At 73.4% G+C, this 26,426-nt stretch carries 28 protein-coding genes; 8 read left to right on the forward strand and 20 right to left on the reverse strand.

Going from position 1 to position 26,426, the window contains the following annotated elements; translation table 11 throughout:
• Positions 1 to 15 precede the first annotated feature (15 nt).
• The 9 genes from FFT21_RS05490 to FFT21_RS05530 all read right to left on the reverse strand — a co-directional run bounded on the left by FFT21_RS05490 (position 16) and on the right by FFT21_RS05530 (position 9,970).
• Entirely contained in the window at positions 16 to 1,068 is a 1,053-nt protein-coding gene (locus FFT21_RS05490) for an Rv0497 family membrane protein (RefSeq protein ID WP_137812634.1), read from the reverse strand.
• The gene (locus tag FFT21_RS05495; RefSeq protein ID WP_137812635.1) at positions 1,068 to 2,063 is read right to left on the reverse strand and encodes a Ppx/GppA family phosphatase; all 996 of its coding nucleotides are present in this window, start codon (positions 2,061 to 2,063) and stop codon (positions 1,068 to 1,070) included. Before FFT21_RS05495 ends, FFT21_RS05490 begins: the two co-directional genes overlap by 1 nt.
• Positions 2,064 to 2,192: 129 nt before the next feature.
• Positions 2,193 to 2,873, reverse strand: coding sequence for a response regulator (locus tag FFT21_RS05500; RefSeq protein ID WP_137812636.1), 681 nt, complete (start codon positions 2,871 to 2,873; stop codon positions 2,193 to 2,195).
• On the reverse strand, positions 2,870 to 4,159 hold the full coding sequence (locus FFT21_RS05505; RefSeq protein WP_225978102.1) for a sensor histidine kinase: 1,290 nt from the start codon (positions 4,157 to 4,159) through the stop codon (positions 2,870 to 2,872). Before FFT21_RS05505 ends, FFT21_RS05500 begins: the two co-directional genes overlap by 4 nt.
• Before the next feature lie 168 nt (positions 4,160 to 4,327).
• Entirely contained in the window at positions 4,328 to 5,074 is a 747-nt protein-coding gene (locus FFT21_RS05510; protein WP_137812637.1) for a phosphoglyceromutase, read from the reverse strand.
• Positions 5,075 to 5,195: 121 nt separating this feature from the next.
• Positions 5,196 to 6,770, reverse strand: a complete 1,575-nt coding sequence (locus FFT21_RS05515) for a 4-coumarate--CoA ligase family protein (RefSeq protein WP_137812638.1) — start codon at positions 6,768 to 6,770, stop codon at positions 5,196 to 5,198.
• Positions 6,771 to 7,213: 443 nt separating this feature from the next.
• Positions 7,214 to 7,747: a type III secretion system chaperone family protein gene (locus FFT21_RS05520; protein ID WP_137812639.1), complete on the reverse strand. Its 534-nt coding sequence runs from the start codon at positions 7,745 to 7,747 to the stop codon at positions 7,214 to 7,216.
• A gap of 55 nt (positions 7,748 to 7,802) precedes the next feature.
• Complete coding sequence (mshA, locus tag FFT21_RS05525) at positions 7,803 to 9,128, reverse strand: D-inositol-3-phosphate glycosyltransferase (protein WP_137812640.1); 1,326 nt, start codon at positions 9,126 to 9,128, stop codon at positions 7,803 to 7,805.
• Positions 9,095 to 9,970 carry an alpha/beta fold hydrolase gene (locus FFT21_RS05530; protein WP_137812718.1) on the reverse strand — a complete coding sequence of 292 codons (876 nt, stop codon included), beginning with the start codon at positions 9,968 to 9,970 and terminating at the stop codon, positions 9,095 to 9,097. The genes mshA and FFT21_RS05530 overlap by 34 nt, the downstream gene beginning before the upstream one ends.
• A 111-nt stretch (positions 9,971 to 10,081) precedes the next feature.
• Here FFT21_RS05530 and FFT21_RS05535 point away from each other — a divergent pair, with 111 nt between their 5' ends.
• Complete coding sequence (locus FFT21_RS05535) at positions 10,082 to 10,822, forward strand: SDR family NAD(P)-dependent oxidoreductase (RefSeq protein WP_137812641.1); 741 nt, start codon at positions 10,082 to 10,084, stop codon at positions 10,820 to 10,822.
• On the opposite strand, the gene FFT21_RS05540 is transcribed toward FFT21_RS05535, so the two are convergent.
• Both FFT21_RS05540 and FFT21_RS05545 read right to left on the reverse strand, forming a co-directional pair.
• Positions 10,823 to 11,827, reverse strand: coding sequence for a hypothetical protein (locus FFT21_RS05540; protein ID WP_137812642.1), 1,005 nt, complete (start codon positions 11,825 to 11,827; stop codon positions 10,823 to 10,825). It abuts the gene before it with no gap.
• Positions 11,828 to 12,140: 313 nt separating this feature from the next.
• On the reverse strand, positions 12,141 to 13,232 hold the full coding sequence (locus FFT21_RS05545) for a UDP-N-acetylmuramate dehydrogenase (RefSeq protein WP_137812643.1): 1,092 nt from the start codon (positions 13,230 to 13,232) through the stop codon (positions 12,141 to 12,143).
• 25 nt (positions 13,233 to 13,257) lie between these two features.
• On the opposite strand from FFT21_RS05545, the gene FFT21_RS05550 reads away from it, so the two are divergent.
• The 4 genes from FFT21_RS05550 to purU all read left to right on the forward strand — a co-directional run bounded on the left by FFT21_RS05550 (position 13,258) and on the right by purU (position 16,370).
• Positions 13,258 to 13,767: a DUF2505 domain-containing protein gene (locus FFT21_RS05550; protein ID WP_137812644.1), complete on the forward strand. Its 510-nt coding sequence runs from the start codon at positions 13,258 to 13,260 to the stop codon at positions 13,765 to 13,767.
• On the forward strand, positions 13,767 to 14,582 hold the full coding sequence (locus FFT21_RS05555; RefSeq protein ID WP_137812645.1) for a class I SAM-dependent methyltransferase: 816 nt from the start codon (positions 13,767 to 13,769) through the stop codon (positions 14,580 to 14,582). Before FFT21_RS05550 ends, FFT21_RS05555 begins: the two co-directional genes overlap by 1 nt.
• A gap of 52 nt (positions 14,583 to 14,634) precedes the next feature.
• The gene (locus FFT21_RS05560) at positions 14,635 to 15,387 is read left to right on the forward strand and encodes a maleylpyruvate isomerase family mycothiol-dependent enzyme (RefSeq protein ID WP_192909392.1); all 753 of its coding nucleotides are present in this window, start codon (positions 14,635 to 14,637) and stop codon (positions 15,385 to 15,387) included.
• Positions 15,388 to 15,503: 116 nt separating this feature from the next.
• Entirely contained in the window at positions 15,504 to 16,370 is an 867-nt protein-coding gene (gene purU, locus FFT21_RS05565; RefSeq protein ID WP_137812646.1) for a formyltetrahydrofolate deformylase, read from the forward strand.
• A gap of 315 nt (positions 16,371 to 16,685) precedes the next feature.
• Here the strand turns inward: purU and FFT21_RS05570 are convergent, their stop codons facing one another.
• The 7 genes from FFT21_RS05570 to FFT21_RS05600 form a co-directional block, all read right to left on the reverse strand.
• Positions 16,686 to 17,246, reverse strand: coding sequence for a YbaK/EbsC family protein (locus FFT21_RS05570; RefSeq protein WP_137812647.1), 561 nt, complete (start codon positions 17,244 to 17,246; stop codon positions 16,686 to 16,688).
• Positions 17,247 to 17,320: 74 nt separating this feature from the next.
• Positions 17,321 to 17,734, reverse strand: coding sequence for a VOC family protein (locus tag FFT21_RS05575; RefSeq protein WP_137812648.1), 414 nt, complete (start codon positions 17,732 to 17,734; stop codon positions 17,321 to 17,323).
• A gap of 5 nt (positions 17,735 to 17,739) precedes the next feature.
• Positions 17,740 to 18,165 carry a helix-turn-helix transcriptional regulator gene (locus FFT21_RS05580; RefSeq protein ID WP_137812649.1) on the reverse strand — a complete coding sequence of 142 codons (426 nt, stop codon included), beginning with the start codon at positions 18,163 to 18,165 and terminating at the stop codon, positions 17,740 to 17,742.
• Positions 18,166 to 18,196: 31 nt separating this feature from the next.
• Positions 18,197 to 18,970: an alpha/beta fold hydrolase gene (locus FFT21_RS05585; protein WP_225978104.1), complete on the reverse strand. Its 774-nt coding sequence runs from the start codon at positions 18,968 to 18,970 to the stop codon at positions 18,197 to 18,199.
• The gene (locus FFT21_RS05590; protein ID WP_192909393.1) at positions 18,964 to 19,257 is read right to left on the reverse strand and encodes a DUF2516 family protein; all 294 of its coding nucleotides are present in this window, start codon (positions 19,255 to 19,257) and stop codon (positions 18,964 to 18,966) included. Before FFT21_RS05590 ends, FFT21_RS05585 begins: the two co-directional genes overlap by 7 nt.
• A 93-nt stretch (positions 19,258 to 19,350) precedes the next feature.
• The gene (locus FFT21_RS05595; RefSeq protein WP_137812650.1) at positions 19,351 to 19,980 is read right to left on the reverse strand and encodes a hypothetical protein; all 630 of its coding nucleotides are present in this window, start codon (positions 19,978 to 19,980) and stop codon (positions 19,351 to 19,353) included.
• A 6-nt stretch (positions 19,981 to 19,986) separates the two neighbouring features.
• On the reverse strand, positions 19,987 to 20,454 hold the full coding sequence (locus tag FFT21_RS05600; protein WP_137812651.1) for a helix-turn-helix domain-containing protein: 468 nt from the start codon (positions 20,452 to 20,454) through the stop codon (positions 19,987 to 19,989).
• Positions 20,455 to 20,645: 191 nt separating this feature from the next.
• Here FFT21_RS05600 and FFT21_RS05605 point away from each other — a divergent pair, with 191 nt between their 5' ends.
• Positions 20,646 to 22,700, forward strand: a complete 2,055-nt coding sequence (locus tag FFT21_RS05605; protein ID WP_225978105.1) for an NACHT domain-containing protein — start codon at positions 20,646 to 20,648, stop codon at positions 22,698 to 22,700.
• Here FFT21_RS05605 and FFT21_RS05610 read toward each other — a convergent pair.
• The gene (locus FFT21_RS05610) at positions 22,697 to 23,209 is read right to left on the reverse strand and encodes a hypothetical protein (protein ID WP_137812652.1); all 513 of its coding nucleotides are present in this window, start codon (positions 23,207 to 23,209) and stop codon (positions 22,697 to 22,699) included. The genes FFT21_RS05605 and FFT21_RS05610 overlap by 4 nt on opposite strands.
• A 133-nt stretch (positions 23,210 to 23,342) precedes the next feature.
• Between FFT21_RS05610 and FFT21_RS05615 the strand changes: the two genes are divergently transcribed.
• Positions 23,343 to 23,888, forward strand: coding sequence for a CGNR zinc finger domain-containing protein (locus tag FFT21_RS05615; protein ID WP_371856719.1), 546 nt, complete (start codon positions 23,343 to 23,345; stop codon positions 23,886 to 23,888).
• Here the strand turns inward: FFT21_RS05615 and FFT21_RS05620 are convergent.
• Positions 23,885 to 25,093 (reverse strand): DUF445 domain-containing protein, encoded by a 1,209-nt coding sequence (locus FFT21_RS05620; protein ID WP_137812724.1) that lies wholly within the window; start codon positions 25,091 to 25,093, stop codon positions 23,885 to 23,887. The two genes, FFT21_RS05615 and FFT21_RS05620, sit on opposite strands and share 4 nt — an antisense overlap.
• Before the next feature lie 137 nt (positions 25,094 to 25,230).
• Here FFT21_RS05620 and FFT21_RS05625 point away from each other — a divergent pair, with 137 nt between their 5' ends.
• On the forward strand, positions 25,231 to 26,406 hold the full coding sequence (locus FFT21_RS05625) for a pyridoxal phosphate-dependent aminotransferase (protein ID WP_137812653.1): 1,176 nt from the start codon (positions 25,231 to 25,233) through the stop codon (positions 26,404 to 26,406).
• Positions 26,407 to 26,426 lie beyond the last annotated feature (20 nt).

Raw genomic sequence — 26,426 nt, forward strand, 5'->3', positions numbered from 1 at the left:
CGGGGATGCGCGCGTTCACTGGCCCACGAGCAGCAACGCGGCCGGTGACACGGTGACGACCAGGCCGACCAGCACGGCGAGCACCGTGGTCTGCAGGTCGTCGGCCCTGCGGATGCGGCGGACGATCAGCACCAGCCCCACGGTCACGGCGACCGCGACGCCCAGGGCGGCGGCCGGCAGGGTACGCCACAGCCACTCGAAGACCAGCCACAGCACCGCGCCGCCGACCACGCCCGCGGCCAGCTGGCCCACCATGACCAGCCACTCCTTGCCCGGTGACCGCTCCGCCTCCGGTTCGGCGCCGGTCTCGGCGTCGGCGGAGTCCTCGGCCGCGGCGATGGGCTCCTCGTCGGCGAACCGGTCGATCTCGCCGGAGGGCGGCCCGCCGGGGTAACGCGGCTCGTCGTAGCGGTCGTAGTCGTCGTCCAGGTACGGGCCGGGATGGCCCTGGGTGTCCTCCAGTACGGGATGCGCCTGGGTCTCCTCCAGTGCTCCCGTGGCGGGCGGGATGGCCTGGGTGTGGTCCATCGACCCGGCCGGCGGAATGGCCTGGGTGTGGTCGAGCGCACCGGCCGGTGGGATCGACTGGGTGCGCTCCAGGCCCGGTGGGGCGGCGACCCTCGGGATCTGCTCGGTGACGGGTTCCCTGGTGGGGCCAGCCAGGGACCCGGTACCGCGCTCGCCACGGGCGGGGGTGGGCGGCAGGTACCGCGTCTCGGCGGCGGGATCGGCCTCATCCGGTGGCGCCGCGGGGCGGTGGTACCCGGTGCCTGGTTCGGTGTAGCCGCTGGGCGGGTCCTGGTAGCGGGCTGGCGGGCGGGGTTGCTCCGAGCGGCGGCGGTGCGGGCTGTGCGCGCCTCTGCGGTGCTCCTCCTCGTTGACCGGGAGCAGCCGGCCGCTGTCCGAGAGGACCCGGTTGATGATGGTTTGCGGGGCGGTGTCCGGGTTGTCGCCCTCGGCGCGGCGGCGCCGGCGGCGCTGCCCTCCCGCGCTGGGCTTCCCGCCGTACTGGGCGAGCAACTCCGCGACGGTGCGCTGGGTGCGCTCCGAACCGCTCTCTCCACTCATCATTTCCACCGTGCCCCGTGCTGGCCAGTCCGTCCAGTGCTGCCGTCCGACCGGGGGGTCCCGGCCAATCCGTCAGTCTGGTCCAGACGCCGCAGGATTACACCTTCCCGCAGCGCCCACGGGCAGATTTCCACCTGGCTCAATGACAACGCCCGCATCGTGGCCTCCGCCACGAGCGCCCCGGCGACAAGCTGGTGCGCCCGGCTCGCGCTGACCCCCTCCAGTTCGGCCAGGTCCGCCGCGGACATCCGGCTGATGAACGCGGTGATCTGGCGCAGCCCGGCGTCGGTGAGCGTCCTGGGCACCCTCGGCCCGGCGGAGGACGGCGCCGCGCCGGTGAGCCGGGCCAGCGAGCGGAACGTCTTCGAGGTGGCCACCACGCGATCCGGCGCGCCGGCCTCGCGCACCGCTAATGCCGTGCCGGCCAACTGCTCGTCGAGCCACTCGGTGGTCTCGGCGACCTCCTTGCGGCTCGGCGGGTCGTTGCGGAACCGGGTGCGCCGCAGCCGGCCGGCGCCGAGCGGCAGCGAGATCGCGAGGTCCGGATCCTCGTCGATGCCGATGGCCAGCTCCAGCGAGCCGCCGCCGATGTCCACGACCAGCAGCCGGCCGGCCGACCAGCCGAACCAGCGGCGGGCGGCGAGGAAGGTGTAGCGCGCCTCGTCCTCGCCGGAGAGCACCTGCAGGTCGACCCCGGTCTCGTCGCGGACCCGGTCGAGCACCGCGCCGGCGTTGCTGGCTTCGCGGATCGCCGAGGTGGCGAACGCCATCAGGTCCTCGCAACCCATGTCGGCCGCGGACTCCCGGAACTCGGCCACCGTGCGGACCAGCCGGTCGGCACCCGCCTTTGTCAGCTTGCCGGAGCGGTTGATCTGCTCGGCCAGCCGCAGCACGGTCTTCTCCGAGCTCATCGGCGTCGGGTGGGCACCCCGGTGCGCGTCCACCACCAGCAGGTGGACGGTGTTGGAACCCACGTCGAGCACGCCGAGCCGCACGTCAAGCACGTTACCGGGCCAGCGGCCCCCGGTGGTCGCCGACGCCCGCCGCCGCGGGCCTCGGCGGGGTGGCCCGGCCCCGCTTCGGTCCCCCGGCCATGACTGCCGCCGGCCGGGACTGCGGAGGGCTCAGGTCTCGAACTTGTAGCCGAGACCGCGCACGGTGACCAGGTGCTGCGGGTTGGACGGGTCCGGCTCGATCTTCGACCGCAGCCGCTTCACGTGAACGTCCAGCGTCTTGGTGTCGCCGACGTAGTCCGCGCCCCACACGCGGTCGATGAGCTGGCCACGGGTGAGCACCCGGCCGACGTTGCGCAGCAGGTACTCCAGCAGGTCGAACTCCTTCAGCGGCAGGTTGACCTCGGCGCCCTCCACGGTGACCACGTGCCGCTCCACGTCCATCCGCACCGGCCCGGCCTCGAGCACCTGCGGCAGCAGTTCCTCGGACTCGCCGCCGCGGCGCAGCACCGCGCGCACCCGGGCGATCAGCTCGCGTGCCGAGTAGGGCTTGGTGACGTAGTCGTCCGCGCCCAGTTCCAGGCCGACCACCTTGTCGATCTCGCTGTCCCGGGCGGTTACCATGATCACCGGCACGGAGGACCGCTGGCGCAGCGCGCGGCACACGTCCGTGCCGCTCATCCCCGGCAGCATGAGGTCGAGCAGGACGATGTCGGCGCCGTTGCGGTCGAACTCGTCCAGCGCCTCCTGCCCGTTGGCCGCCACCGCCGCGGTGAACCCCTCCTTGCGCAGCAGAAAGGCCAGCGGGTCCGCGAAGGACTCCTCGTCCTCGACGATCAGCACCCTGGTCACAACACTCCTCCGTGGTCGGCGCGCACGGCGCCGTTCGAGCCGGGCAGCGCGTTCGGGCGGGATGCCGCCCGGCCCGACTGCCCGTCCGTCCCAGTCGGGACGGGCTTGCTGGCACGGCCACGGTCGGCCGGCCCGGCCTGCTCCGGCACGCTCGTCCCGTTCACGCCCGCGCCCGAGGTCCGGGCCGGTAGCCGCAGGGTGAACGTGGAGCCCGTGCCCGGCTGGCTCCACAGCCGCACCTCCCCGCCGTGGTTGGCGGCCACGTGCTTGACGATGGCGAGGCCGAGGCCGGTGCCCCCGGTGACCCGGGAGCGCGCCGGGTCGACCCGGAAGAACCGCTCGAACACCCGCTGCTGGTGCTCCGGGGCGATGCCGATGCCCCGGTCGGTCACCGCGATCTCGACGAACCCGTCCACCAGCCGCCGGCTGATGGACACCGGGCTGCCGTCCGGGGAGTAGGCGATCGCGTTGTCGATGAGGTTGCTCAGCGCGGTGATCAGCAGCATCTGGTCGCCGTCCACCTGCAGCCCGCTCGGGGCGTCGGTGGCGATCTCGATGCCGGTGCGCTCGGCGACCAGCCGGCAGCGGCCCAGCGCCTCGCTGACCACCTCGTCCACGTCCACCGTGGTCAGCTCGGGCAGCCGCTCCGCGCCCTGCAGCCGGGACAGCGCGATCAGTTCGGTGACCAGCGTCCCCAGCCGGGTGGCCTCGTGCAGGATCTTGCCGCTGAACCGGCGGACCTCCTCCGGGTCGTCGGCGGCGTCCAGGATCGCCTCGGCGAGCAGCGCCAGCGCGCCGACCGGGGTCTTCAGCTCGTGGCTGACGTTGGCCACGAAGTCCCGCCGGGTCGCCTCCAGCCGCACCGCGTCCGACTCATCCGAGGCGTCCACCACGGTGAACCCGTCGCCGAGCGGCCGGACGTCGCCGAGCACCGCCTCCGGGCCGCGGCCGCCGAGGCGCTCCAGCGGGGAGAGGTCGACGCGGACCACCTCGCCGGTTTCCCGCACCTGCTCCGCGGCCTTGGCGGCCCGCTCGTCGACCCGCTGGTTGCGCACGATGCCCAGGGCCACCGCCCGCGGGTTGTGTAGCACCACGTCGCCGAATTGGTTCAACACGGCCACGCCGTTGTGCGAGGAGTCGATGATCCGTCCGACGAGGTCGGCGATGGTGAGACCGGCCGAGGAATGACGTTCCCGCCGCACGGCCGAACGGCCGAGCAGGAAACCGAGGGCCACGCCAATCAGCGCCGCGCCGACTGACAGGGCGATGTGTCCTGCAACGGTCACGGCCGCATGGTAAGCAGGTAAAGGCCGTGATGGCCTAGCCCGCACGGGTCAACCGTGATGGCGCTGACATCAACCCCGTTCATCGTTTCCACGCGGCTCGGCGAGTGTTCACTCTCCGGTCAGCCGGTCGTGACCGGACCACGACCCGCCGCCGCGGCGGTGGGTGGGTCAGCGGCCCTGGTTGGCCACCGCCTGGATGGCCTCGGCGGCCGCCTCCGGGTCGAGGTAGGTGCCGCCCGGGTTGGTCGGCCGGAAGTTCTCGTCCAGGTCGTAGCGCAGCGGGATGCCGGTGGGAATGTTCAGCTTGGCGATGGCCTCGTCGGAGACGCCGTCGAGGTGCTTGACCAGCGCCCGCAGCGAGTTGCCGTGCGCGGCGACCAGCACGGTCCGCCCAGCGGCCAGGTCGGGCACGATCGCCGCGTCCCAGTACGGCAGCAGCCGGGCCACCACGTCCTTGAGGCATTCGGTGCGGGGCAGGTCGGCGCCGAGGTCGGCGTAGCGCGGGTCGCCGTCCTGGCTGAACTCGCTGCCGTCCTCGATGGGCGGCGGCGGGACGTCGTAGGAGCGGCGCCAGAGCATGAACTGCTCTTCGCCGTAGGTTTCCAGGGTCTGCTTCTTGTTCTTGCCCTGCAGCGCACCGTAGTGCCGCTCGTTGAGCCGCCAGTCCCGGCGCACCGGGATCCAGTGCCGGTCCGCGGTGTCCAGCGCGATGTTCGCGGTGGAGATGGCCCGGCGCAGCACGGAGGTGTGCACCACGTCGGGCAGCAACCGCGCGTCACGGAGCAGCTCGCCGCTCCGCCTGGCCTCGACCTCCCCCTTCGCCGACAGCGGCACGTCCACCCAGCCGGTGAACAGGTTCTCGGCGTTCCACACGCTCTCGCCGTGCCGAAGCAACACCAGGGTTCGCTCGCTCATGGATCTTCCTCCGCGAGTTCTCGCGGGCCCTGCCGGCCCGGGGCTACTCGCGGCCAAGCCTGCCAGACGCGGCCAGGCCGGCGAGCCGCGCCTGCCGGCCCGGGTGGCGCGGGCGGCCCGGCTACCGGCCGGGCACCGGCTGCCGGGCGCGCAGTTCCTTGCGCAGGATCTTGCCCGAGGCCGACTTGGGGATGGCGTCGACGAACTCCACCTGCCGCACCTTCTTGTACGGCGCGACCCGCCCGGCCACGAACGCCATCACCTCGTCGGCGGTGAGCGCGGCCTGCGGCTGGCGAACCACGAACGCCTTGGGCACCTCCTCGCCGTCGGCATCCCGCACGCCCACCACCGCGACGTCCGCGATGCCCGGGTGGGTCAGCAGCAGCGCCTCCAGTTCGGCCGGCGGCACCTGGTACCCCTTGTACTTGATCAGTTCCTTGACCCGGTCCACGATCGTGTAGTAGCCGTGCTCGTCGACCCTGGCGAGGTCGCCGGTGTGCAGGAAGCCGTCGGCGTCCACGGTGGCCGCGGTGGCTTCGGGGTTGTTCAGGTAGCCCTTCATCACGTTCGGCCCGCGGCACCACAGCTCGCCGGTGGCGCCCACGCCGAGTTCCTCGCCGGTCGCCGGGTCGACGATCTTGCACTCCATGTTCGGGATGGCCACCCCGACGGTGCCGACCGGGATGTCCTCACGGTCGTCCGGGATGGTGTGGCTGACCGGGCTCAGCTCGGTCATCCCGTAGCCCTGGCGGACCCGGCAGCCCAGCCGCCCGGCGACCGCGTGCGCCAGTTCCTCGTCCAGCGGGGCGGCGCCGGAGAAGACGATGTCCACCGCGGACATGTCGTAGGAGTCGATGATCGGGTGCTTGGCCAGCGCGACCGCGATCGGCGGGGCGATGTAGACCCGGTTGGTCCGGTATTCCGCGATCACCCGGCAGAACTGCTCCAGGTCGAACCGGGGCATGGTGACCACGGTGCCGCCGATGGCCAGCACGTGGTTCATGATCACGGTCATGCCGTAGATGTGGAAGAACGGCAGCACGCCCAGCACCCTGGTGTCCTCGCCGCGCAGGTCGAAGATCGCGTTGCACTGGACGATGTTGGCGACCAGGTTGCGGTGGGTGAGCATGACGCCCTTGGACCGGCCGGTGGTGCCGGAGGAGTAGGGCAGTGCGGCCAGGTCCTCGGCGGGGTCGATGGGCACCTCGGGCGCGGGCGCCGTGGTGGCCAGCAGCTCGGCCAGGCTGGTGTGGCCCTCCATAGGGTCGAAGGTGACCACCTCGCCGATGCCGGCGGCCGCCGCGGCCGCGTCCGCCCGCTCGGCCAGGGCGCCGACGGTGAACAGCAGCTTCGCCCCCGCGTCGGTGAGCTGCGCGGCCACCTCGTCGGCGGTGTAGAGGGTGTTGATCGTGGTGGCCACCGCGCCGGCACGCAGGATGCCGTGGAAGGCCACCGCGTAGTACGGCGTGTTCGGCGCCAGGATGCCGACCGTGTCGCCCTTGCCGACGCCGCGCTCGGCCAGCGCCGCGGCCAGCCGGTCCACCGCCCCGGCCAGCTCGGCGTAGCTCAGCGACTGCCCGGTGACGCCGTCGACCAGCGCCGCGCGGTCAGCGTGCGGGCCGAGGTCGGTGAACAGCAGGTCGGTCAGCGAGACGGCAGGAATCGACACATCCGGGTAAGGACTGCGGAAGACCATCGGTAAGCCTCGATTCACCCGATCCGGCCCCCAACCCAACACGTCATCGTGATCAGCCGCACATCACAGGGTCAAGCACGAACGTGTTGCAACCAAGGCGTTACTTCGATCGCGGAAGTTCACACAAATGGAGTAGTGAGCCGGCCTTGTGGCCGGAAGGCGCGGTCTGCCAAGTTGACATCGCGTTCGCGGATCGGCTCCCACGCACTCCCCGGTCCGCGTAAGGCGCGCAACGCGGTTCGCTTCCCCCCGTCGGACCGCGGCCCGCTCGGTTTCCCGGGTCCCCCCGCCCGGGAGGTCCGCTGCAGCGGGGACCTGACGCGGGGCGGCTCGAGCTCGCGACTCCCCCTCTCTCCCGAGCCGCCCCGCGCTGGGCTGTGGTGATAGAGCTGCGCTGACAAGCAGGCGCGCACGACGAACGGGATCGCCGGCGGCAGGCCGGGTCAGGTGTCGTCGCCGGTGGTCAGTGGGCGGTCGGTGGTCGGCGGGCGGACCAGGTGCTCGAACGGCCGCAGGTTGGCCAGCGACTCGCCGCGGGACACCCGCCAGTCCCACTCCCGGCGGATGGCACTGGCGAAACCGATCTCCAGCAGGACGTTGAAGTCCCCGTCCGCGGCCTCCACCACCTGGCCGAGCAGCCGGTCCAGCTCGTCCGGGGTGACGGCGTGGTGCGCGACCCGGCCGACCAGGTAGATGTCGCCGCTGCCGTCGATCGTGTAGTGCACCCCGTACAGCCGGGCGTTGCGCCTGAGCAGGTAGCGGTAGACCTCCTCGTGCGCCTCGTCCGGCCGGCGGCAGACGAACGCCTCCACCACCAGGGCGTGCCGGCCCACGATCAGCCAGCAGTTGGTCTGCAGCTTCCTGGTGCCCGGCAGGGTGACGAAGAACCGCCCCGGGGCCCTGCGGTCGTAGCCGATCTCGCGCTCGTCCAGGGCGGCCGAGATGACCTTGTCCAACTCCTCGAGGGGCACGCTCATTCGACAGTCCCTTCTCGTCCGCCACCCGCGCGCGACCGCCGGGCCGCGACACCACTCATACCGCGATCTCCTGCCGGTCGAGTGCCCGGTCGAGCGCGGTGCGGAACGCGGCGGCCGCCTCGGTGTAAGCGCCCAGCAGGGCGTCGGTGGTGCGGTCCCAGGAGAACCGCCGGGCATGCCCCACCGCGCCGGTGGCGAGCTGCTCCCGGTACGCCGGCCGCAGCGCGACCTCGGCGAGCACCGCCGCCCAGTGCGCCGGATCGTGGTCCGGCACCAGCATGCCGGACACGCCGTCAGCCACCGCCACCGGCAGGCCCCCGACCGCGGCGGCCACCACCGGAGTGCCGCAGGCCTGCGCCTCCAGCGCGACCAGGCCGAACGACTCGTTGTGGCTGGGCACCGCGACCACGTCGGCGGCGCGGTAGACGTCGGCCAGCGCCGGGCCGCCCTGCGGCGGCAGGAACCGCACCACGTCGGCGATGCCCAGCGACGCGGCCAGGTTGTGCAACACCCTGGGCTGTTCCAGGCCGGTTCCGGACGGTCCGCCGACCACCAGCACGACCAGCCGGGCGCGCAGCGCGGGGTCGCGGGCCAGCAGTTCGGCGGCGGCGCGCAGCAGCACGTCCGGCGCCTTCAGCGGCTGCACCCGGCCGACGAAGGCGAGCACCACCGCGTCGCGCGGCAGGCCCAGCACGGCGCGCGCGGCGGAGGCGTCGCCGGGGGTGAACCGCTCGAGGTCAACCCCGGGCGGCACGGTGAGCACCTTGTCCGGGTCGGCGCCGTACAGGCCGACGAGCTGGCCGGCCTCCACCGCGGTGTTGGCCACCAGCCGGTCGGCCTCGGCCACCACCTGATCCTCGCCGATCACCCGGCTGCGCGGTTCGGGCACGTCACCGTCGGCCAGCGCGGCGTTCTTCACCTTGGCAAGGGTGTGCGCGGTGTGCACCAGCGGCACCCCCCACCGCTCCCTGGCCAGCCAGCCGACCTGCCCGGACAGCCAGTAGTGCGAGTGCACCACGTCGTAGTGGCCCGGCTCCTGGCGGGCCTCGGCGCGCAGCACCCCGGCGGTGAACGCGCAGAGCTGGGCGGGCAACTCGCTCTTGTCCAGGCCCTCGAACGGCCCGGCCACCACATGCCGCACCAGCACTCCCGGCGCCAGCTCGACCACCGGAGGCAGTTCGGAGGAGGTGGCCCGGGTGAACACCTCGACGGCCACGCCGCGGCGGGCCATCCGGGTCGCGGTCTGCACGATGTAGACGTTCATCCCACCCGCGTCCCCGGTGCCCGGCTGCTCCAGCGGCGAGGTGTGCACGGACAGCACGGCGACCCGGCGCGGCAGGCGGGCACTCACCGAACCACCTCTCTCGTCTCGGCCCGGCATTTCTCCAGGAACGCGGCCAGCTCGGCGGTGAACTCCTCGGGGCGCTCCAGGAACGGGGCGTGGCCGGCGTCGTCGAACCAGCGCAGCGTCGCGCCGGGGATGGTCGCGGCCGCGTACTCGCCCGCGGCGGGGTCCACCACGGCGTCCCGCCGGCCGTGCATGACCAGCGTCGGTACGTCCACCGCGGCGAGGACATCGGCGCTGGCCACGTCCCGGCGAAACAGCGCGGCGCGGACCCGGGGCGGCACCCGGAGCGCGGCACCCAGCAGCCGCTGCACCAGCTCGCCGGGCAGCCGGCCCGCGCCGAGGCCGGCGGTGAACTCCAGCAGCGCCGGGACCGCGACGGCCGGGTCCTCGTCCAGCGCGGCGGGCAGTGCGGCGCGCATCACCGGGCCGATCCGTCCACCTGGGTGGTCCCGGCCGATCTCGGTGATCGCGCCGACCAGCACGATCCCGGCCAGCCCCGCGGTGCCGTGCCGGCGCAGGTAGTCGGTGACCACCAGGCCGCCGTAGGACCAGCCGAGGAGCACCGCGCCCGGGCCGGCGTGCGCGAGCAGCGCGGCCACGTCCCCGGCCCACGCGTCCGGGTCGGCGTAGCCGCCCGCCGAGGCACTCTCTCCCGCCGAGGCGGCAGACGGCCCGTCCGGCGCGTCGGAGTCCCCGTGGCCGCGCAGGTCCGCCGCGACCAGCCGGAACCCGTCAGTCATGGCCGGGGTGTCGAGCAGCCCGCTCCACACCGCCGAGGACTGCGCCCAGCCGTGCAGCAGCACCGCCGGAAGTGCGCCGCGCCGGCCGGCCTCCCGGACCGCCAGCCGGATGCCTCCGGCGCCGGTCACCGCCATGCTTCTCACCGGACCTCCCCACCTCGTCTCGGGCAGCGCCCCGTCAAGACCCCTCGCAAGGAGCCAACAGCCCACCATCGTCCCTTCTTCCGGGTGGGAGAGGATCGGGGCATGAGCAGCGAACGTCCCATCGCCGTCGTCACCGGAGCCAGCTCGGGCATCGGCGAGGCCACCGCCCGGCGGCTGGCCGCCGAGGGTTTCCACGTCGTGCTGGGCGCCCGCCGCATGGAACGGCTGAAGGCCGTCGCGGACGAGATCGGCGGCACCGCCCGTCACCTGGATGTCACCGACGCCGACTCGGTCGCCGCGTTCACCGAGGCGCTGCCCGGCTGCCGGGTGCTGGTGAACAACGCCGGCGGCGCGCTCGGGCTGGAGCGGGTGGACGCCGCCGACGAGGAGCACTGGCGGTGGATGTGGGAGGCCAACGTGCTGGGCACGCTGCGGCTGACCAGGGCGCTGCTGCCCACGCTGGTCGAGTCCGGCGACGGCCACGTGGTCACCGTGACCTCGATCGCCGCGCGGGAGATCTACGACGGTGGCGCCGGCTACACCTCGGCCAAGCACGCGCAGTCGGCGCTGCACCGCACGCTGCGCGGCGAGTTGCTCGGCCAGCCGGTGCGGTTCACCGAGGTGCTGCCCGGCATGGTGGAGACGGAGTTCTCCCTGGTGCGCTTCGCCGGTGACGAGGAGCGGGCGGCCCAGGTGTACGCCGGGCTGATCCCGCTGACCGCGGACGACGTGGCCGACGCCATTACCTTCGCGGTGACCAGGCCGTCGCACGTGAACATCGACGAGATCGTGCTCAAGCCCCGCGACCAGGCGTCAGCCACCCGGGCGCACCGCCGCGGCTGATCAGCAGGTGAGCACGTCGACGTCGAGCTGGTCGAGCACCTTGCCGATCGGGTTGGCGTAGCCGGCGCTGCCGGAGCCGTTGCCGGCGAAGTACAGGCCGACGATCCGGTTGTCCGCGTCCACCAGGACCGCGCCGGAGTCGCCGTAGTCGCCGAACCGGCCACCGGCGCTCTCCACCCGCACCTGGTCGCGCAGCGTGCGCACGCCCAGCCCGTCGCCGTAGTCCACGGACAGGGTGGCGTCCAGCGAGGCCACCCGGGCCACAGTGAGCCCGGTGGCCCGGCCGCGCTTGCGCACCAGGGTGCCCAGCGTCGGGTTCGCGGTACCGGCCACCGGGCCGACCTCGGTGATCACCGGCCGGTACGGCCGGCCCGGGCGGAGCAGCACCGCCGCCGCGTCCACCGAGCCGGACAGCGCGGCCCTGGCCAGGGTGGCCACCACGTCCCGGGCGCAGCGGCCGCCGTCCACCCGGGACGGGTGCAGCATCTCGTCGCCGACCTGCCACGCGTCGTCCACGCAGGCCACGTGGAAGGTGGTCAGCGCGAGCACGTCTCCGGCTCCGGCGCGGTCGGTGACCAGCGCGCCCAGCGTGCCGACGATGACGTACTCGCCCTGGCGCGGCGCCTGCGGCGGGACCAGCAGCACCGACCGGGCCGGGCCGGCGCTGATGCCGCCGATCACCACGTCGTGCCGCTCCGCGCCCTGCGCGGCCGGCGGCGGGAACCCCTCGGTGAGCAGCGCGCGGTGCAGCACCACGGCGTCCTCGACCACGTCCACGGGAACGCCGGCCACCTCGCGGGGGATCAGGTGCTCGGTGGGCACGTCCAGTTCGTGCCGCTTGCGCAGGACGGTCACCACGATGGCCGCGCGCCCGGTACGCGCGCCGCCGGTCACCTGCTCGCCGATGTCCACGGCGACCACTCCGGGCAGCGCCAGCAGCTCGTCCTCGACGCGCTTCTTCACCGGCCGGATCGCCGCTCGAACGGTCTCGTCAGGGCTGGTCATGACGCCCTCCTTGATCCGGCGAACTGTTCTCCTCGCCCGTTCCGGAACCGGCTGGACGCACCGCGGTGGGCGTACGACGTGCCCGGGGCGGGGGCGATCGTGGCGGCGGAACTCGCGGGGACGGCCCGGCGACGCGATCGTGGTACGCGTTCAGGAACGGCACTGACCATGAAACACGCGTCGTGAGACGCTCGTCACATGCCGTCACCCGTTCAGTCGTTCAGCCGATCGGCGCAATTCGATCAGGCGTAGTCGCGAGGGCGCAGGCGCGCGCAGCGTCGACGCCACGCGATCGGGTCGTGTCCCGAAAGATCTAGAGCGCGCAGCCGACGAGCACCGGTTCGGGGGACAGCTCGACGCCGAACGCGTCCCGTACCCCGTCCCGCACCTCGCGGGCCAGCGCGAGCAGGTCGGCGGTGCGGGCCCCGCCGCGGTTGGTGAGCGCGAGGGTGTGCCGGTTGGACAGCGCCACCCGGCCGCCGGGCCCGTGGTGGCCCCTGCGGAAGCCGGCGCGCTCGATCAGCCAGGCGGCGGACAGCTTCACCAGGCCATCACCGGCGGGATAGATGGGCACCGGCACGTCCGCGCCGAGCCGCTCCGCCACCCGGCCGCGCACCACGTCGAACTCGTCCTCGCCGATCACCGGGTTGGTGAAGAACGACCCGGCGCTCCACGTGTCGTGGTCGGCCGGGTCGAGCACCATGCCCTTGCCGCGGCGCAACTCGAGCACGGCCCCCCTGGCGGCCTCGGCGGGCACCCGCTCGCCCGGCTCGACGCCGAGCACCCTGGCCAGTTCGGCGTACCGGATGGGCGCGGACATGCCCCCGTCGGCCAGCGCGAACCGGACCCGCAGCACCACCGCCGAGTCGGTGCCCTTGAGCACGCTGGTCCGGTAGCCGAGGCCGAGTTCGGCGGCGGCCGCGGTAGTCACCCGGCCGGTGCGCCGGTCCAGCAGGTCCACCGAGACCAGCAGGTCGGACACCTCGACGCCGTAGGCGCCGACGTTCTGCACCGGGGTGGCGCCGACCAGCCCGGGGATGCCGGAGAGGCATTCCAGCCCGCCCAGCCCGTGATGCACGGCGTCGGCCACCACGGCATCCCAGTCCTCGCCGGCCTCCACGGTGAGCTGCACCACACCGTCACCCAGCCGGTCGAACCGGCGGCCGGCGGTGGCGATCCGCACCACCGTGCCCGCGAAGCCCTCGTCCGCGATCACCAGGTTGGAGCCGCCGCCGAGGACGAGCAGCGACTCGCCGGCCGCGTCCGCGCCGCGGACCGCGTCGACCAGGTCGCCGGCCGTGGTGACGGAGGCCAGCCGGGCGGCGGGACCGCCGAGGCGGAGGGTGGTGAACCCGGCGAGCGGGACGGACGCCCGCACCTCGGCGCTGGACAGCGGGGTGGACACGGTCGCTCACGGTAGCCTGCCCGGTGTGGCACGCCGTATCGAGCACCGCACCAGCACCCCATGGGACGCCGACCGGGTGCACGCCGCCCTGGTCGATCCGGCGTTCCTGCGCGACCGGCTGGCCGCGCTCGGCGGCCCCGGCGCCGAACTGGTCGAGCACCGGGTCGACGACGGCGCGGTGACCGTCCGGCTGCGGCACGGCATCCCGCCGGAAGAGGTGCCCGCGGCGGTGCGGCCGTTTCTCGGCAGCGGCCTGAAGCTGGAGCGGATCGAGACCTGGCACGGGGACGGGCCCGGCCGGTACTCGGGCACGGTCCGCCTGGACACCAGCGGGTTGCCCGGTGAGATCGCCGGCGCCACCGCGGTGCAGAACCTGCCGGCGGGCGGCAGCGAACTGTCCGTGGACGGCGAGGTCAAGGTGAGCATCCCGCTGGTCGGCGGCAAGATCGAGGACATCGTCGCGGAGCAGGTGCGGAAGTTGCTGGCCAGGGAGGCCGACTTCGCCCTGGAGTGGATCGCCGAGCACGCCGGCTGATGGCTCGGGGTGCGCCGCGACTCGCCGCGGGGCGGGCCCGCGCGCTGGGCCTGCCCACCCGGGGCACCACCAACCCGAACCGGTTACGGCGGGTGGACCGCTGGCTGGTCGGCACGCCGTGGGTGGTCGCCGCGCTGGCCGGCGCGGACGATCCGCTGGTGGTCGACCTCGGCTACGGCGCCTCCCCGGTGACCACGGTGGAACTCGCCGACCGGCTGCGCGGGGCGCGCCGGGACGTGCGGGTGCTCGGGCTGGAACTGGATCCGGAGCGGGTGGCCGCGGCCGAACCGCACGCGGACCCGCCGCGCCTGGCCTTCCGCCGCGGCGGGTTCGAACTGGCCGGCGCACGCCCGGCGCTGCTGCGCGCGTTCAACGTGCTGCGCCAGTACACCGAGGCGGACGCGGCGCGGTCGTGGACGACGATGGTGGACCGGCTGGCGCCCGGCGGGCTGCTGGTCGAGGGCACCTGCGACGAGATCGGCCGGCGGTGCTGCTGGGTCACCCTGTCCGCGGCCGGCCCGCTCACCTTCACCCTGGCCTGCCGGCCGTCCGACCTGGACCGGCCGTCCGACCTCGCCGAGCGGCTGCCCAAGGCGCTGATCCACCGCAACGTGCCCGGCGAGCGGGTGCACGACCTGCTGGCCGACCTGGACGCCTGCTGGGCGAAGGCCGCCCCGTTCGCCCCGTTCGGTCCGCGGGCGCGCTGGGCGGAGGCGGTGCGGCTGTTCGCCGGCCGCGGCTGGCCAGTGTGCGACCGCTGGCGCCGCTGGCGCCTCGGCGAACTCACCGTCGCCTGGTCCGCCGTCGCCCCGTGACGGTCGGGTGGTAGATGCGGCCGGACGTCCGGAAGGGCTAGCGTGCGCGAGCGTGGAGTACGCAGTATTCGTCGAGCAGATCCGTGTCCAGTCCGAGGCGCTACGCGCCGCGGCTGTGAAGGTCGGCCCGGATGCCCGGGTGCCCACCTGTCCGGAGTGGACGGTGAAGGACCTGGTCGCGCACATCGCCAGGGTCCACGTGCTGGCGGCGGCCGGGGTGCGCACCGCGCCGGACGCCGAGCGCCCGTCCCCTGCCCCAGGGCCAGAGGATTGGGACGAGTTGCTCGCCTGGTGGGCTGACCGGGAGCGCGAGCTGACCGACCTGCTGGACGCCACCGACCCGGACGCCCCGGCCTGGGTGTTCGCCACGACCGTGCCGCGGGTGGCCGGGTTCTGGGCGCGCCGGCAGGCGCACGAGACCGCGATCCACCGGTTGGACGCCGAGCACGCGCTGGCCGGCAGCGCTGCGCCGTCCGCGGTGCCCACGCTCGTGTTCACGCCCGAGTTCGCCGCGGACGGGATCGACGAGTTCCTCGTCATGCAGCGGGTCATGGGCGAGCGGCGCGGCTGGTCCCAGCACGACGGCCGGCTGCTCATCCACGCCGCGGACGCCGGCCGGGCCTGGCACGTGGTGCTGCGCCCAGGTCAGCCGATCGAGGTCGGCCCGGCGGTGGGCTCCGGCACCCAGGAGGACGCCACCATCGCCGGCACAGCGGACGCCGTCTACCGGGCACTGTGGGGGCGGCCGAGCAGCGCGATCGTCACCGGCCGGAAGGAGCTGCTGGACGCCATCGCCGCGCCCTGATCCCGTGGCGTCCCGGCCCGGACGCTGGTCGGCGACGCGTCCCGCTGCGGCCGTCGCGCCCCGGACAACCCGACTGACCTGCGCGGAGTCTGGTCGACCTGGAAGACTGGTCAGCCGTGTCACTGCCCGAACGCCGCTACGTGATCACCTTCGGCTGCCCGGACCGCACCGGCATCGTGGCCAGGATCGCCTCGTTCCTGGCCGAGGCCGGGGGGTGGATCGTGGAGGCCGCCTACCACACCGACCCGGACACCAACTGGTTCTTCACCCGCCAGGAGGTGCGCGCCGACTCGCTGCCGTTCGACGTGGGCGAGCTGCGCCGGCGGTTCGCCCACGTGCAGCGGGAACTGGACGGCCAGGCCAGGATCATCGACACGGCGGAGCGCCGCCGGGTGGTGATCCTGGTGTCCAGGGAGGCGCACTGCCTCTACGACCTGCTCGGCCGGGTCGCCTCCGGCGAGCTGGACGTGGACGTGCGCGCGGTGATCGGCAACCACCTCGACCTGGCGCCGATCACGCGGGCGCACGGCATCCCGTTCCACCACGTGCCGTTTCCGAAGGACTCGGAGGGCAAGGCCGCCGCGTTCACCGAGCTTCGCAAGATGGTCGACGAGCACGATCCGCACGCCATCGTGCTGGCCCGGTTCATGCAGATCCTGCCGGCCGAGCTGTGCGAGGTCTGGGCGGGTCGGGCGCTGAACATCCACCACAGCTTCCTGCCCTCCTTCGTCGGCGCGCGGCCGTACCACCAGGCGTACACGCGCGGGGTGAAGCTGATCGGCGCCACCTGCCACTACGTCACCGCCGAGCTGGACGCCGGCCCGATCATCGAGCAGGACGTGATCCGGGTGGACCACTCCGACTCGGTGCCGGACATGGTGCGCAAGGGCCGCGACATCGAGAAGGTCGTCCTCGCCCGCGGGCTGCGCTGGCACCTGGAGGACCGCGTCCTCGTGCACGGCAACCGCACCGTCGTGTTCTGATCCGCGCCGCCAGATCGGTCCACCACCGTCAGGTTCAGCTCGCTTCCGCGATGGTTGGCCCACGCGGCGAGGACGTGTAGGAGTCCTACATCGAGAACCGCACCCCGGGCGCATGGCGGTTGTTCTGGGTATATGGGCCCGGGCCGGAAGAGACCACCGTCGTCACCCTCGGGCCACACCCACAACGGGCACGTCGATGGCCGGTCCCAGGTTGCGTGTGCCTTGCGGTTGCCGTCCGTCGGCTCGCATCCGAACGAGTGCGCGGGGAGGGGCCCTGGGTGATCTCGGGAAAGGCGACGACCCTCGAACGGTGCGTCAGGTGACGGGGCGGGCGAGGTCGGGGAGGACCTCGGCATCGGGGAGTTTGGTGAGGACGTCACCGGGGATGAGGATCTTGCTGCGGCGCAGGCCGCTGCCGATGACGAGTTCTCCGGCGGCAGCGACGGCGGGGTCGATCAGCAGCGGCCAGCCGTCGGGCAGGCCGAGCGGGGTGATGCCGCCGTACTCCATGCGGGTCTGGCTGACCGCGTCGTCCATCGGCGCGAAGGACGCCTTGCGCACGTCCAGGCGGCGGCGCACGACGTTGTTCACGTCCGCGCGGGTGGTGGCCAGCACCAGGCAGGCGGCGTAGCGCTGCTCGCCGGCGCGCCTGCCGCTGACCACGACGCAGTTCGCGGACGCCTCCAGCGGGGAGCCGTACTCGGCGCAGAACGCGGCGGTGTCGGCCAGGTCCGGGTCGATCTCCACTACGCCGAGGCGGGCGGCAGCGTCCGCGGGCAGGGCACGCAGCGCGGCGGCCACCGGCTCGGCGAGCAGGTCCGGCCGCTCGGTGGCCGGCGCGACCCGCAGGGTGCCAGCGATGGTCCACTCGGTCATGGGCCCAGGCTAGACGCGCGCTCGGCCGCTGGTCGCCGGGGACAACGGCCCGGAGACCGGCGGACCGGCCGCGCCTATTTCCGGGCCTGGTTGAAGCGGAGCATGTTGCCGGCGGGGTCGCGGAAGGCGCAGTCGCGGACGCCGTACGGCTGGTCGATCGGTTCCTGCAGCACTTCGGCGCCGGAGGCCCGGATACGTTCGAACGTGGCGTCGCAGTCGTCGGTGGTGAAGATCACGGCGCGTAGCAGGCCCTTGGCCAGCAGTTCGGTGAGCGCCTGCCGGTCGGCCGGTGAGGCGTTCGGGTCCGCGCACGCCGGTTCCAGGACGATCTCCACGTCTGGCTGGGACGGTGAGACCACGCTCACCCAGCGCATGCCCTCGAACGAGACGTCGTTGCGGACCTCGAGGCCGAGCACGTCACGGTAGAAGGCGAGCGCCTTGTCGTGGTCGTCGACGGCGATGAAGCAGTGCGAAACCTTGATGTCCATGCAGGTCACGCTAGGGGTTCCGGCCCGGCTTTGGCTTCTTGGATCCTGACCGGCCGGGTCAGGATCTTGGCGAAGCAGGCCGGGATGGCCGCACCGTGGTCGTGCGAGCGTGCCCGGTAGGCGCTCGGGCTCTCGCCGACCAGTTCGCGGAACCGCGTGCTGAACGAGCCCAGCGAGGTACAGCCGACCGCGAAGCAGACCTCGGTCACCGTCAGGTCGCCCCGGCGGAGCAGCGCCTTGGCCCGTTCGATCCGCCGGGTCATCAGGTAGCTGTAGGGCGTCTCCCCGAAGGCGGCGCGGAAGCTGCGCGAGAAGTGGCCCGCCGACATGTACGCGGAGCGCGCCAGCGTGGGCACGTCCAGCGGCCGCGCGTAGTCGCGGTCGATCAGGTCGCGGGCACCGCGCAGCCGGACCAGGTCCTCCGGGGTCACCGGCTCAGCCTGCCATGCCGGGGCACGCCGGTCACGCCGTTCGGCGCAGGAAGCCGACCAGCAGTTCGCGGACCCGGGCGCGGTGGGTGAGCAGCGGCGCGGCGGAGTCGAGCAGTTCCAGCCGGCCGTGGGGGAACGCGGCGGCGGTGGCCTTGGCCGCCGACTCCGGGTGCAGCGGGTCGCCGGTGCCGCCGAGCACCAGCACGGGGGCGGGCACCGCGGCCAGCGCGGCCGGGTCGTCGAGCGGAGCCTGGGTGGGCAGTTCGCGCAGGGCGTCACCGAGCCGCAGCAGCGTGCCGGCCCGCTGGCGCACGTAGTCGCCGACGTCGACGCCGGCCGGGATGTCCGAGGCGACCAGGTCGCTCAGCCGGTCGAGCCGCCCGGCGTGCGCCGCGTCGGCCAGCCGGCGACAGGTGTCGGTGGCCGTGACCGAGCGCCGGTCCAGCGCGGCGGGCAGCAGCAGGGCGAGGCGGTCGAACGCGTCCACGTGCTCGGCGGCCAGCCTGATCAGCGCGCCGGCGCCGAGGGAGACGCCGACCGCGCGGGTGGCGCCGGTCGCCTCGGCCACCCGAAGCAGGTCGGCGGCCACGGTCGGATAACGCCAGTAGCCGGGCGGGGCGTCCGGCGCTTCGCCGTGGCCGGGCAGGGTGATCACCACGCGGGTGCCGGGCAGGCCGGAGGCGGGGATGCGGGCCTCGCCGGGGGTGGCGCCGAGCCCGTGGGCGACGAGGGTCACCGGGTCGCCGGAGCCGTACCCGCGCCAGCGCAGGCCGCTGGGCAACTCGCCGGAGCGGGAGGTCACCACCGCTGGCCGCGCTGCACCTCGATCAGCTTGGGCCGTACGTCCACGATGTAGACCAGCACCGCGACCAGGCCGGCGATCCAGAACATGAACCCGAAGCCGCCCGGGGGGAACAGGGCGAGCGCGGCGGTGCCGCCGCCGGTGATGCCCAGCCAGGCCGGCTTGGTCATCCGTTCCGCCGCGGTGAACGCGTCGGCGCGCTGCAGCAGGGCGTGCACGAACGCGAAGACACCCACCGGCACCGAAGCCCAGTGGATGATCTCCATGACCCAAACGTCGATCGGCGGCACGACCCCAGAGTACGTGTGAATGCGCGAAAGGGGGACACCCGGACAGCCGGCACGGGCGCCCCCTGGGGTTGGGAGCGCCCGTGACCTGCGGTGTTACTTGGTGGTCGACTTGCGGGTGGTGCTGGTGGTCCCGCTGGTCGATTTGCGGGCCGAGGAGGCGGTGGAGGCCGCCTTCGCCGCGGTGGTACGGGTCGTCGACGCGGCCTCGCGGCCAGCCTCGGAGACCTTCTCCGCCGCCTTGTCGCTGGCCCGCTCGGTGGCCTTGGCGGTCTTCTCGCCGGCCGCCCTGGTCCGTCGGGTCACCCGGCCGAGCACGTCGTCGGCCAGCTCGCGGGCCTCGCCAGCGGCCGCCTCGGCCTGCTCCAGAGCCCGCTTGACCTGCGGCTGGGAGCGCAGCCGGTCGATGGTCTCCTCACCGTGCTGGGCCAGGTGCTGGTAGTACTGCAGCGCCGACGCGGTGTAGGAGTCGACCACCTTGCGCAGCTCGGTCGGGCCGAACCTGCTGCGCAGCCCGCTCAGCTCGCCGGGCAGATCGTCCACGGTGGACCGGGCGGCCTCGGCGCGCTCGTTCACTTGCTTGCGCACCTTCTGCACCGTGTCCACAACGGACTTCGCCGCGATGTCACTGGCGCCGACCAGGGCGAGCAGCGGGATGCGCGCCCGCTCCAGGGCGACGGTGACGACGTCGCCGGGCTTGCGCTCCGATTTGGCGGTAGTTGCCATGGAGAATCACTCCTTCGGTGGGGTCCGCGTTTCCGGTCCCGCTCCATCCACATCGGACCCCTCCACTGTGGACTTCGTGACGGATGCTTCGGCGGCGTTCTCCCGCCGGAACGACTCGTAGACGTCGAGCAGCACCTGCTTCTGCCGCTCGGAGAGGTCGGGGTCGGCGAGCACCGCGTCGACCACCGGACCGCCCTGGCGCTGCTCCAGAATCCCGGCCTGCACGTACAGCGCCTCGGCCGAGATCCGCAGCCCCTTGGCGATCTGCTGCAAGATCTCCGCACTCGGCTTGCGCAGCCCCCGCTCGACCTGGCTCAGATACGGGTTGGAGACGCCGGCCAGCTTGGCCAGTTGACGCAGTGAGATCTTCGCGTTGCTGCGCTGCTGGCGGATGTACTCGCCGATGTCCCGGCTGAGGTTGGCGACCGGGTTGCCGTTGCGGGCCGACTGCTCGTCCGGCTCGAGGTTCGTCATGGCCGGCCACCTCCTCTCACCACTGTTGACGGTACGCGCGGGCGCTAGCTCTTGCAAGCGCTCAGCTTGCACGTGTGGCTGTTAGTCGGGTCACCCCTGGATGGAGCACGCCGTGGCGGGGTGGCCCACGAAGTTCGCAACACGCAGCGTGAACCGTGGGTACCCAGGCGCCGCTGCGCGATGATGCGGCCATGTCCCCGAGACGACAGCGAGTGGTCGTGGCGGCCTGCGGAGCCGCCGCGGCGCTCGCCGTCCTCGGCGTGGTGTGGACCGCGCCCGGGGTGTCCACCACCACCTGGCTGACCGGCGTGGCCGTCGCCTTCCTGCTCGTCCTCGCCGCGGCCGACCCGTGGCTGCGCCGCTCCCGGGTCAGCGGGCTCGCCAGCGACGAGCAACTCGACGCCGCGGCCGACGCGCTGGCCACCGCGCTGCGCCGGCAGTGGCAGGCGGAGCGGGACGCCCGCGGGCTGACCGATCCGGAGCCACTGCCACTGCGCTGGGCGCCCGCGGACCCGGCGCTCGCCGACGAGGCGGTCGCCGGCGCGGCCCCGCACGGCCGGCTGGACCAGGTGGTCGGCCAGTTCGAGCGGTTGCCCCGGCGGCGCCTGGTGCTGCTCGGCGCACCCGGCTCGGGCAAGAGCACGGTGGCCCTCCTGCTCCTGCTCGGGCTGCTGGACCGCAGGCGTCCCGGAGATCCGGTGCCGGTGCTGCTGTCACTGGCCTCCTGGGACCCGGCGGCCGAGGATCTGCGCACCTGGCTCGCCCGCCGGCTGCGCGAGGAGCACCCCGCGCTGGCCAACGCCGAGCTGTACGGCAGCTACACCGCCGACCTGCTGGTCGAGCAGCGCCGGGTGCTGCCGATCCTGGACGGCCTGGACGAGCTGCCGGACCGGCTGTGGGCGAAGGCCGTCGAGGGCATCAACCGCGCCGTGCCCCGCACCCGCCCGCTGGTGCTGACCTGCGGGCGCACGGAGTTCCGCCGGGCCGTGGCACGGGCCGGGGTGGTGAACGGGGCCACCGTGGTGGAGCTGGCGCCCCTGGACCCCCAGGACGTCGTCGACTACCTGCGGGCCAGCATGCCGGCGCTGGCCGCCGCCCGGTGGGAGCCGGTCTTCCTGCAGCTCTACGGTTACCGGGACGAGCGGCTGACCGGTGCGCTCGGCACGCCGCTGGCGGTGCGGCTGGCCGAGCTGGCCTACGGTCCGGCGGGCACCAACCCAACCGAGCTGTTCGACCGGGCCCGCTTCCCGGACCCGGCGACCATCGAGCGGCACCTGCTGGACGCGGCACTGCCCGCGGCGTTTCCCCGCGAACCGGTCGACTACCTGCCGGTCACCGCCGAGGGGTGGCCGGCCGGCCGGGCGCTGCGCTGGCTGCGGTTCCTCGCCGGTCACCTGGCCGGCACCGGCCGCCGCGAGCTGGCCTGGTGGGAACTGACCGGCGCGGTGCCCCGGTACGGGCTGGCGTTACTCACCGCGGTCGGCCTGGCGCTGGTCAGCGCGGCCGGAGCGAGCCTGGTGCTGCTGCTCGCCCGGGCTCCGTCGTTGGTGCCGCTGGCCGCGGGCGGGGCGAGCTGCGTGGTGGGCGTGGGCGCGCTGGCGGCCACCGTCTCGCCCCGGCGCGGGCTGCCGAGGACGCGGCGGCCCGGGATCGCCGGCAGCCTGCTGCTGGGCAGCGCGGTGGCCGGCGCGGTCGGCGGCGCGGTGTTCGGGTCGATGTTCGGCACCACCGCGGCGCTGGTCTTCGGCCTCGGTGTGGCGGCGACCACCGCGCTCCGCTACGCGCTGAGCAGCTCGACCGAGCTGACCAGGGCGGCGACGCCGCTGGCGGTGTTCGCCAGGGACCGCGCCGTGGTGGCGATGACCTCCGTGGTGTGCGGGGTGGGTGCCGGAGCGGTGTGCGCGCTGCTGTTCGGGTCCACCACCCCGCACGTGGTGTGGTCCGGGTTCCTCGCCGGGCTGCTCGCCGGCTTTGTGCTGTCCGTGGTGTCGCATGGCTGGTGGCGGTTCGTGGTGGCGCGGGCCTGGCTGGCGCTGCGCGGCCGGCTGCCGTGGCGGCTGATGGCCTTCCTGGCCGACGCGCACCGGCTCGGGCTACTGCGGCAGTCCGGCACCCGGTACGAGTTCGCGCACGCGAGGATGCAGGACCGGCTGGCGGAGTGGCCCACGCCCGGCGGTGCCGAGCCCGCGCGGTCCGCGGAACCCGGATTCCCCACGGACATCCATCCGGCCGCCGAGCAGAGCTAGTCGAGCGCGGGGCGGGCCCACTCCACGACGGCCAGACCACGCCGGGCGCATTCCTGGGCCAGGTGCACGGTCCAGGTCAGGCCGAGGGAGAACAGGTGGATCAGCTCGCGCGCGCCGGCCTCGCGCAGGGCCAGGTCGAGCTGTTCTTCGGCGGCCATCGGGTCACCGTAGCCCGCGGCGAGCATGATCCGGATCATGGTGCGCACCGGGGGTTCCAGGGTGTCGATCGGCACCGGTCGGGACTGCCGGTCCAGCACCTCCACCCGCACCGGCTCGGCCGGCCGAGGGACACCGCTCGGGCCGGTGAACGTGCCCACCATGGCCGCACACTCCTGCACCAGCACGCCGATGAGGGTGCGCAGGTCGGCCTGCCCGTCCGAGGAGTGCTCGAGGAAGTCGGCCAGTTCCGCGAGCAGGCCGTCGTGGTCCTGCCGGCGCACCATGCCGAGGGCGTCGCCGGCCATGCGCAGGATGCGCCGGTGGTGGTCCAGATCACGGTCGAACTCCACAGGGCCACTGTTCCCCACGACCGAACCGGTCCCCACACCGGGTGACGGTTCGGCCAACGCGCGGTAACTACCGACTGGCCAAGTGGGGGTTAGCTATCCACACGGGAATGCCCGGGCACCCTACATTGGTGTGGTGACTGGTCTGGCTGCTGGCGCAGGCGCCGGGCAGGAAACCGGCTGGAACGTCGAACGAGATGTGGAGTTGCTGGTCGCCTTCCTCAACACCGGGTCCGCCGCCGCGGGCACGGACGTGCTGGTCGACCCGGTCGGCTGGCGGATCTGGGCGGCCGAGCGGGGACTGACCACCGAGGCGGATCTCGACCAGGTACGGATGGTCCGCGACGCGCTGCGGGCCGCGGTGGGTGATCCGAACGGCCGCGGCCTCGGCGAGGGGCTGGGCAGCCCGGTGCGGATCGAGCTCCGGGGCGGCGCCCCGGTGCTGGCGGCGACGGACGCGGTCGGCGCGGTACTGGCCGCGGCCGCCCGGATCGCCGTGCTCGATCAGTGGGACCGGGTGAAGATCTGCCCGGCGGAGGACTGCGGGTGGGCGTTCTTCGACCGCTCCCGCAACCGCTCGCGAACCTGGTGCTCGATGCGGGTGTGCGGGAACCGGGAGAAGGCCCGCAACTGGCGGGAGCGCGCCCGCGGCGGCGCCGACCGCCCGCTGGTCCTGCCCTAGAAGAACAGCTGGGTGCAGGTGTAGATCAGCAGGCCGGCGAGCGCGCCGACCACCGTGCCGTTGATCCGGATGAACTGCAGGTCCCTGCCGACCTGCAGCTCGATCTTGCGCGAGGTCTCCTCGGCGTCCCAGCGCTCTACCGTGTCGGTGATCAGGGTGGTGATCTCGGCGCGGTAGGTGTCGACCACGTAGGCGGCCGCACCCTCCAACCAGCCGTCCAGCTTGGCGCGCATCGACGCGTCCGCGACCAGCCGGCTGCCCAGGGACATCAACCCGTCCCGCACCCGCCTGCGCAGCTCGCTGGACGGGTCCTCGGCGGCGTCCAGCAGCATCTGCTTGGCCCGGCTCCAGATCGAGTCCAGCACGTTCTGCACCTCGTGGTGGGCGAGCAGCCGGTGCTTGACCTGCTCGGCGCGCTCCATGGTGGCCGGGTCGTACTGCAGGTCGTGCGCGAACTCGGCGAGAAACCGGTCCACGGCCAGCCGCATCGGGTGCTGCGTGTCGGTCTTCACCGCCCAGGCGAAGCCGAGCACCTCGGTGTAGACCTTGTCCGCGACCAACTCGTCGACGAACCGGGGCGACCAGGCGGGGGACCGCTCGGTGACCACCCGCATCACCGTGGCGTGGTTGTCCCGCACCCAGTCGTAGGCCCGGTCACAGATCAGGTCGACCAGCTTGTGGTGCGCGCCGTCGGCCAGCACCTCGCCGAGCAGCTTGCCCAGCGGCGGACCCCACGGCTGCGCGATGAGCCGCTTGAGCACCGCGTGCTCGATGACCGCCTGCACGTCCTCGTCGCGCAGCACGGCCACCGCGCCGCGCAGCACGGTGGCCAGCTCGGAGGTCACCCGCTCGGCGTTGGCCGGCTTCGCCACCCAGGCGCCCAGCCGGCCGGCGATCTCCGCGCGGCGCAGCTTGTCCCGCACCACGCCCTCGGACAGGAAGTTGGAGCCGACGAAGTCGCCCAGGCTGGCGCCGAGCACGTCCTTGCGGGTGGGGATGATCGCGGTGTGCGGGATGGGCAGGCCGAGCGGCCGGCGGAACAACGCGGTGACCGCGAACCAGTCGGCCAGCGCGCCGACCATGCCGGCCTCGGCGGCGGCCCGGACGTAGCCGGCCCATGCGCCCGCCCCGGCCGACTCCTGCCAGCGCGCCAGCAGGTACACGACCGTGGCCGTGGCCAGGAACGCTGTCGCGACCAGCTTCATCCGCCGCAGGCCGCGCCGCTTCGTCGCCTCGGCGGCCGTGAGGTGCTCCACGGGACCATTGTTACCGCGCGGAAGCACTCGTCCGCTTACCGAGCTGGTTTGCCCCTGCCCGGTGGCGATGGGGCACCATGCCTGTCGTGCAGCAACCAGCCCTCGTCAGCCGACTGCGCCCGTTCACGTCGACGATCTTCGCCGAGATGTCCGCACTGGCGGTGCGCACTTCGGCGGTGAACCTCGGCCAGGGCTTCCCGGACACCGACGGCCCGGCCGGCATGCTCGACGTGGCCCGCAAGGCCATCGCGGACGGCGTCAACCAGTACCCGCCCGGGCCGGGTATCCCGGAACTGCGCCACGCCGTGGCCGGGCACCGGGCGCGCTACGGGACGGAGTACGACCCGGACACCGAGGTACTCATCACCGTGGGCGCCACCGAGGCGATCGCCTCGGCGCTGCTCGGCCTGGTCGAGCCGGGCGACGAGGTGGTGCTCATCGAGCCGTACTACGACTCCTACGCGGCCGCGGTGGCGCTGGCCGGGGCCACCCGCCGGGTGATCAGCCTGGTCGAGGACGGCGACCGGTTCGCCCTGGACGTGGCCGCGCTGCGGGCCGCGATCGGGCGGCGGACCAGGGCGATCCTGGTGAACTCGCCGCACAACCCGACCGGCACCGTGTTCACCCGCGAGGAACTGGACCAGATCGCCGCGGTGTGCCGGGAGCACGACCTGGTGGCGATCACCGACGAGGTGTACGAGCACCTGATCTACGACGGCGGCCGGCACGTGCCGCTGGCCTCGCTGCCCGGCATGGCCGAGCGGACGCTGTCCATCTCCAGCGCCGGCAAGACGTTCAACGTGACCGGCTGGAAGATCGGCTGGGCGTGCGGGCCGGCCGAACTGGTCGCCGCCACCCGGGCCGCCAAGCAGTTCCTCACCTACGTCGGCGGCGCCCCGTTCCAGCCGGCCGTGGCGTACGCGCTGCGGCACGAACTGCCCTGGGTGGGTGGCCTGCGGGAGGACCTGCAGGGCAAGCGCGACCGGCTGAGCAAGGGGCTGGCCGAGGTCGGCTTCTACGTGCGCGCCTCGGCGGGCACCTACTTCGTGTGCGCCGACGTGCGCCCGCTCGGCTTCGCCGACGGCGCGGAGCTGTGCTGGCAACTGCCGGAACGCGTCGGCGTCGCGGCGGTTCCGGTCCAGGTGTTCACCGACAACCCGGAGCGTTGGCGGCACCTGGTGCGGTTCGCGTTCTGCAAGCGCGACGACGTGTTGGACGAGGCGCTACGCCGATTGGCCGAACTGGACGCGATCCTTGGATGAGATCGGCGTGGGAACGGCCG

This window comes from Gandjariella thermophila, assembly GCF_005405885.1.
In the GTDB taxonomy this organism is placed as follows: Bacteria; Actinomycetota; Actinomycetes; order Mycobacteriales; family Pseudonocardiaceae; genus Gandjariella; species Gandjariella thermophila.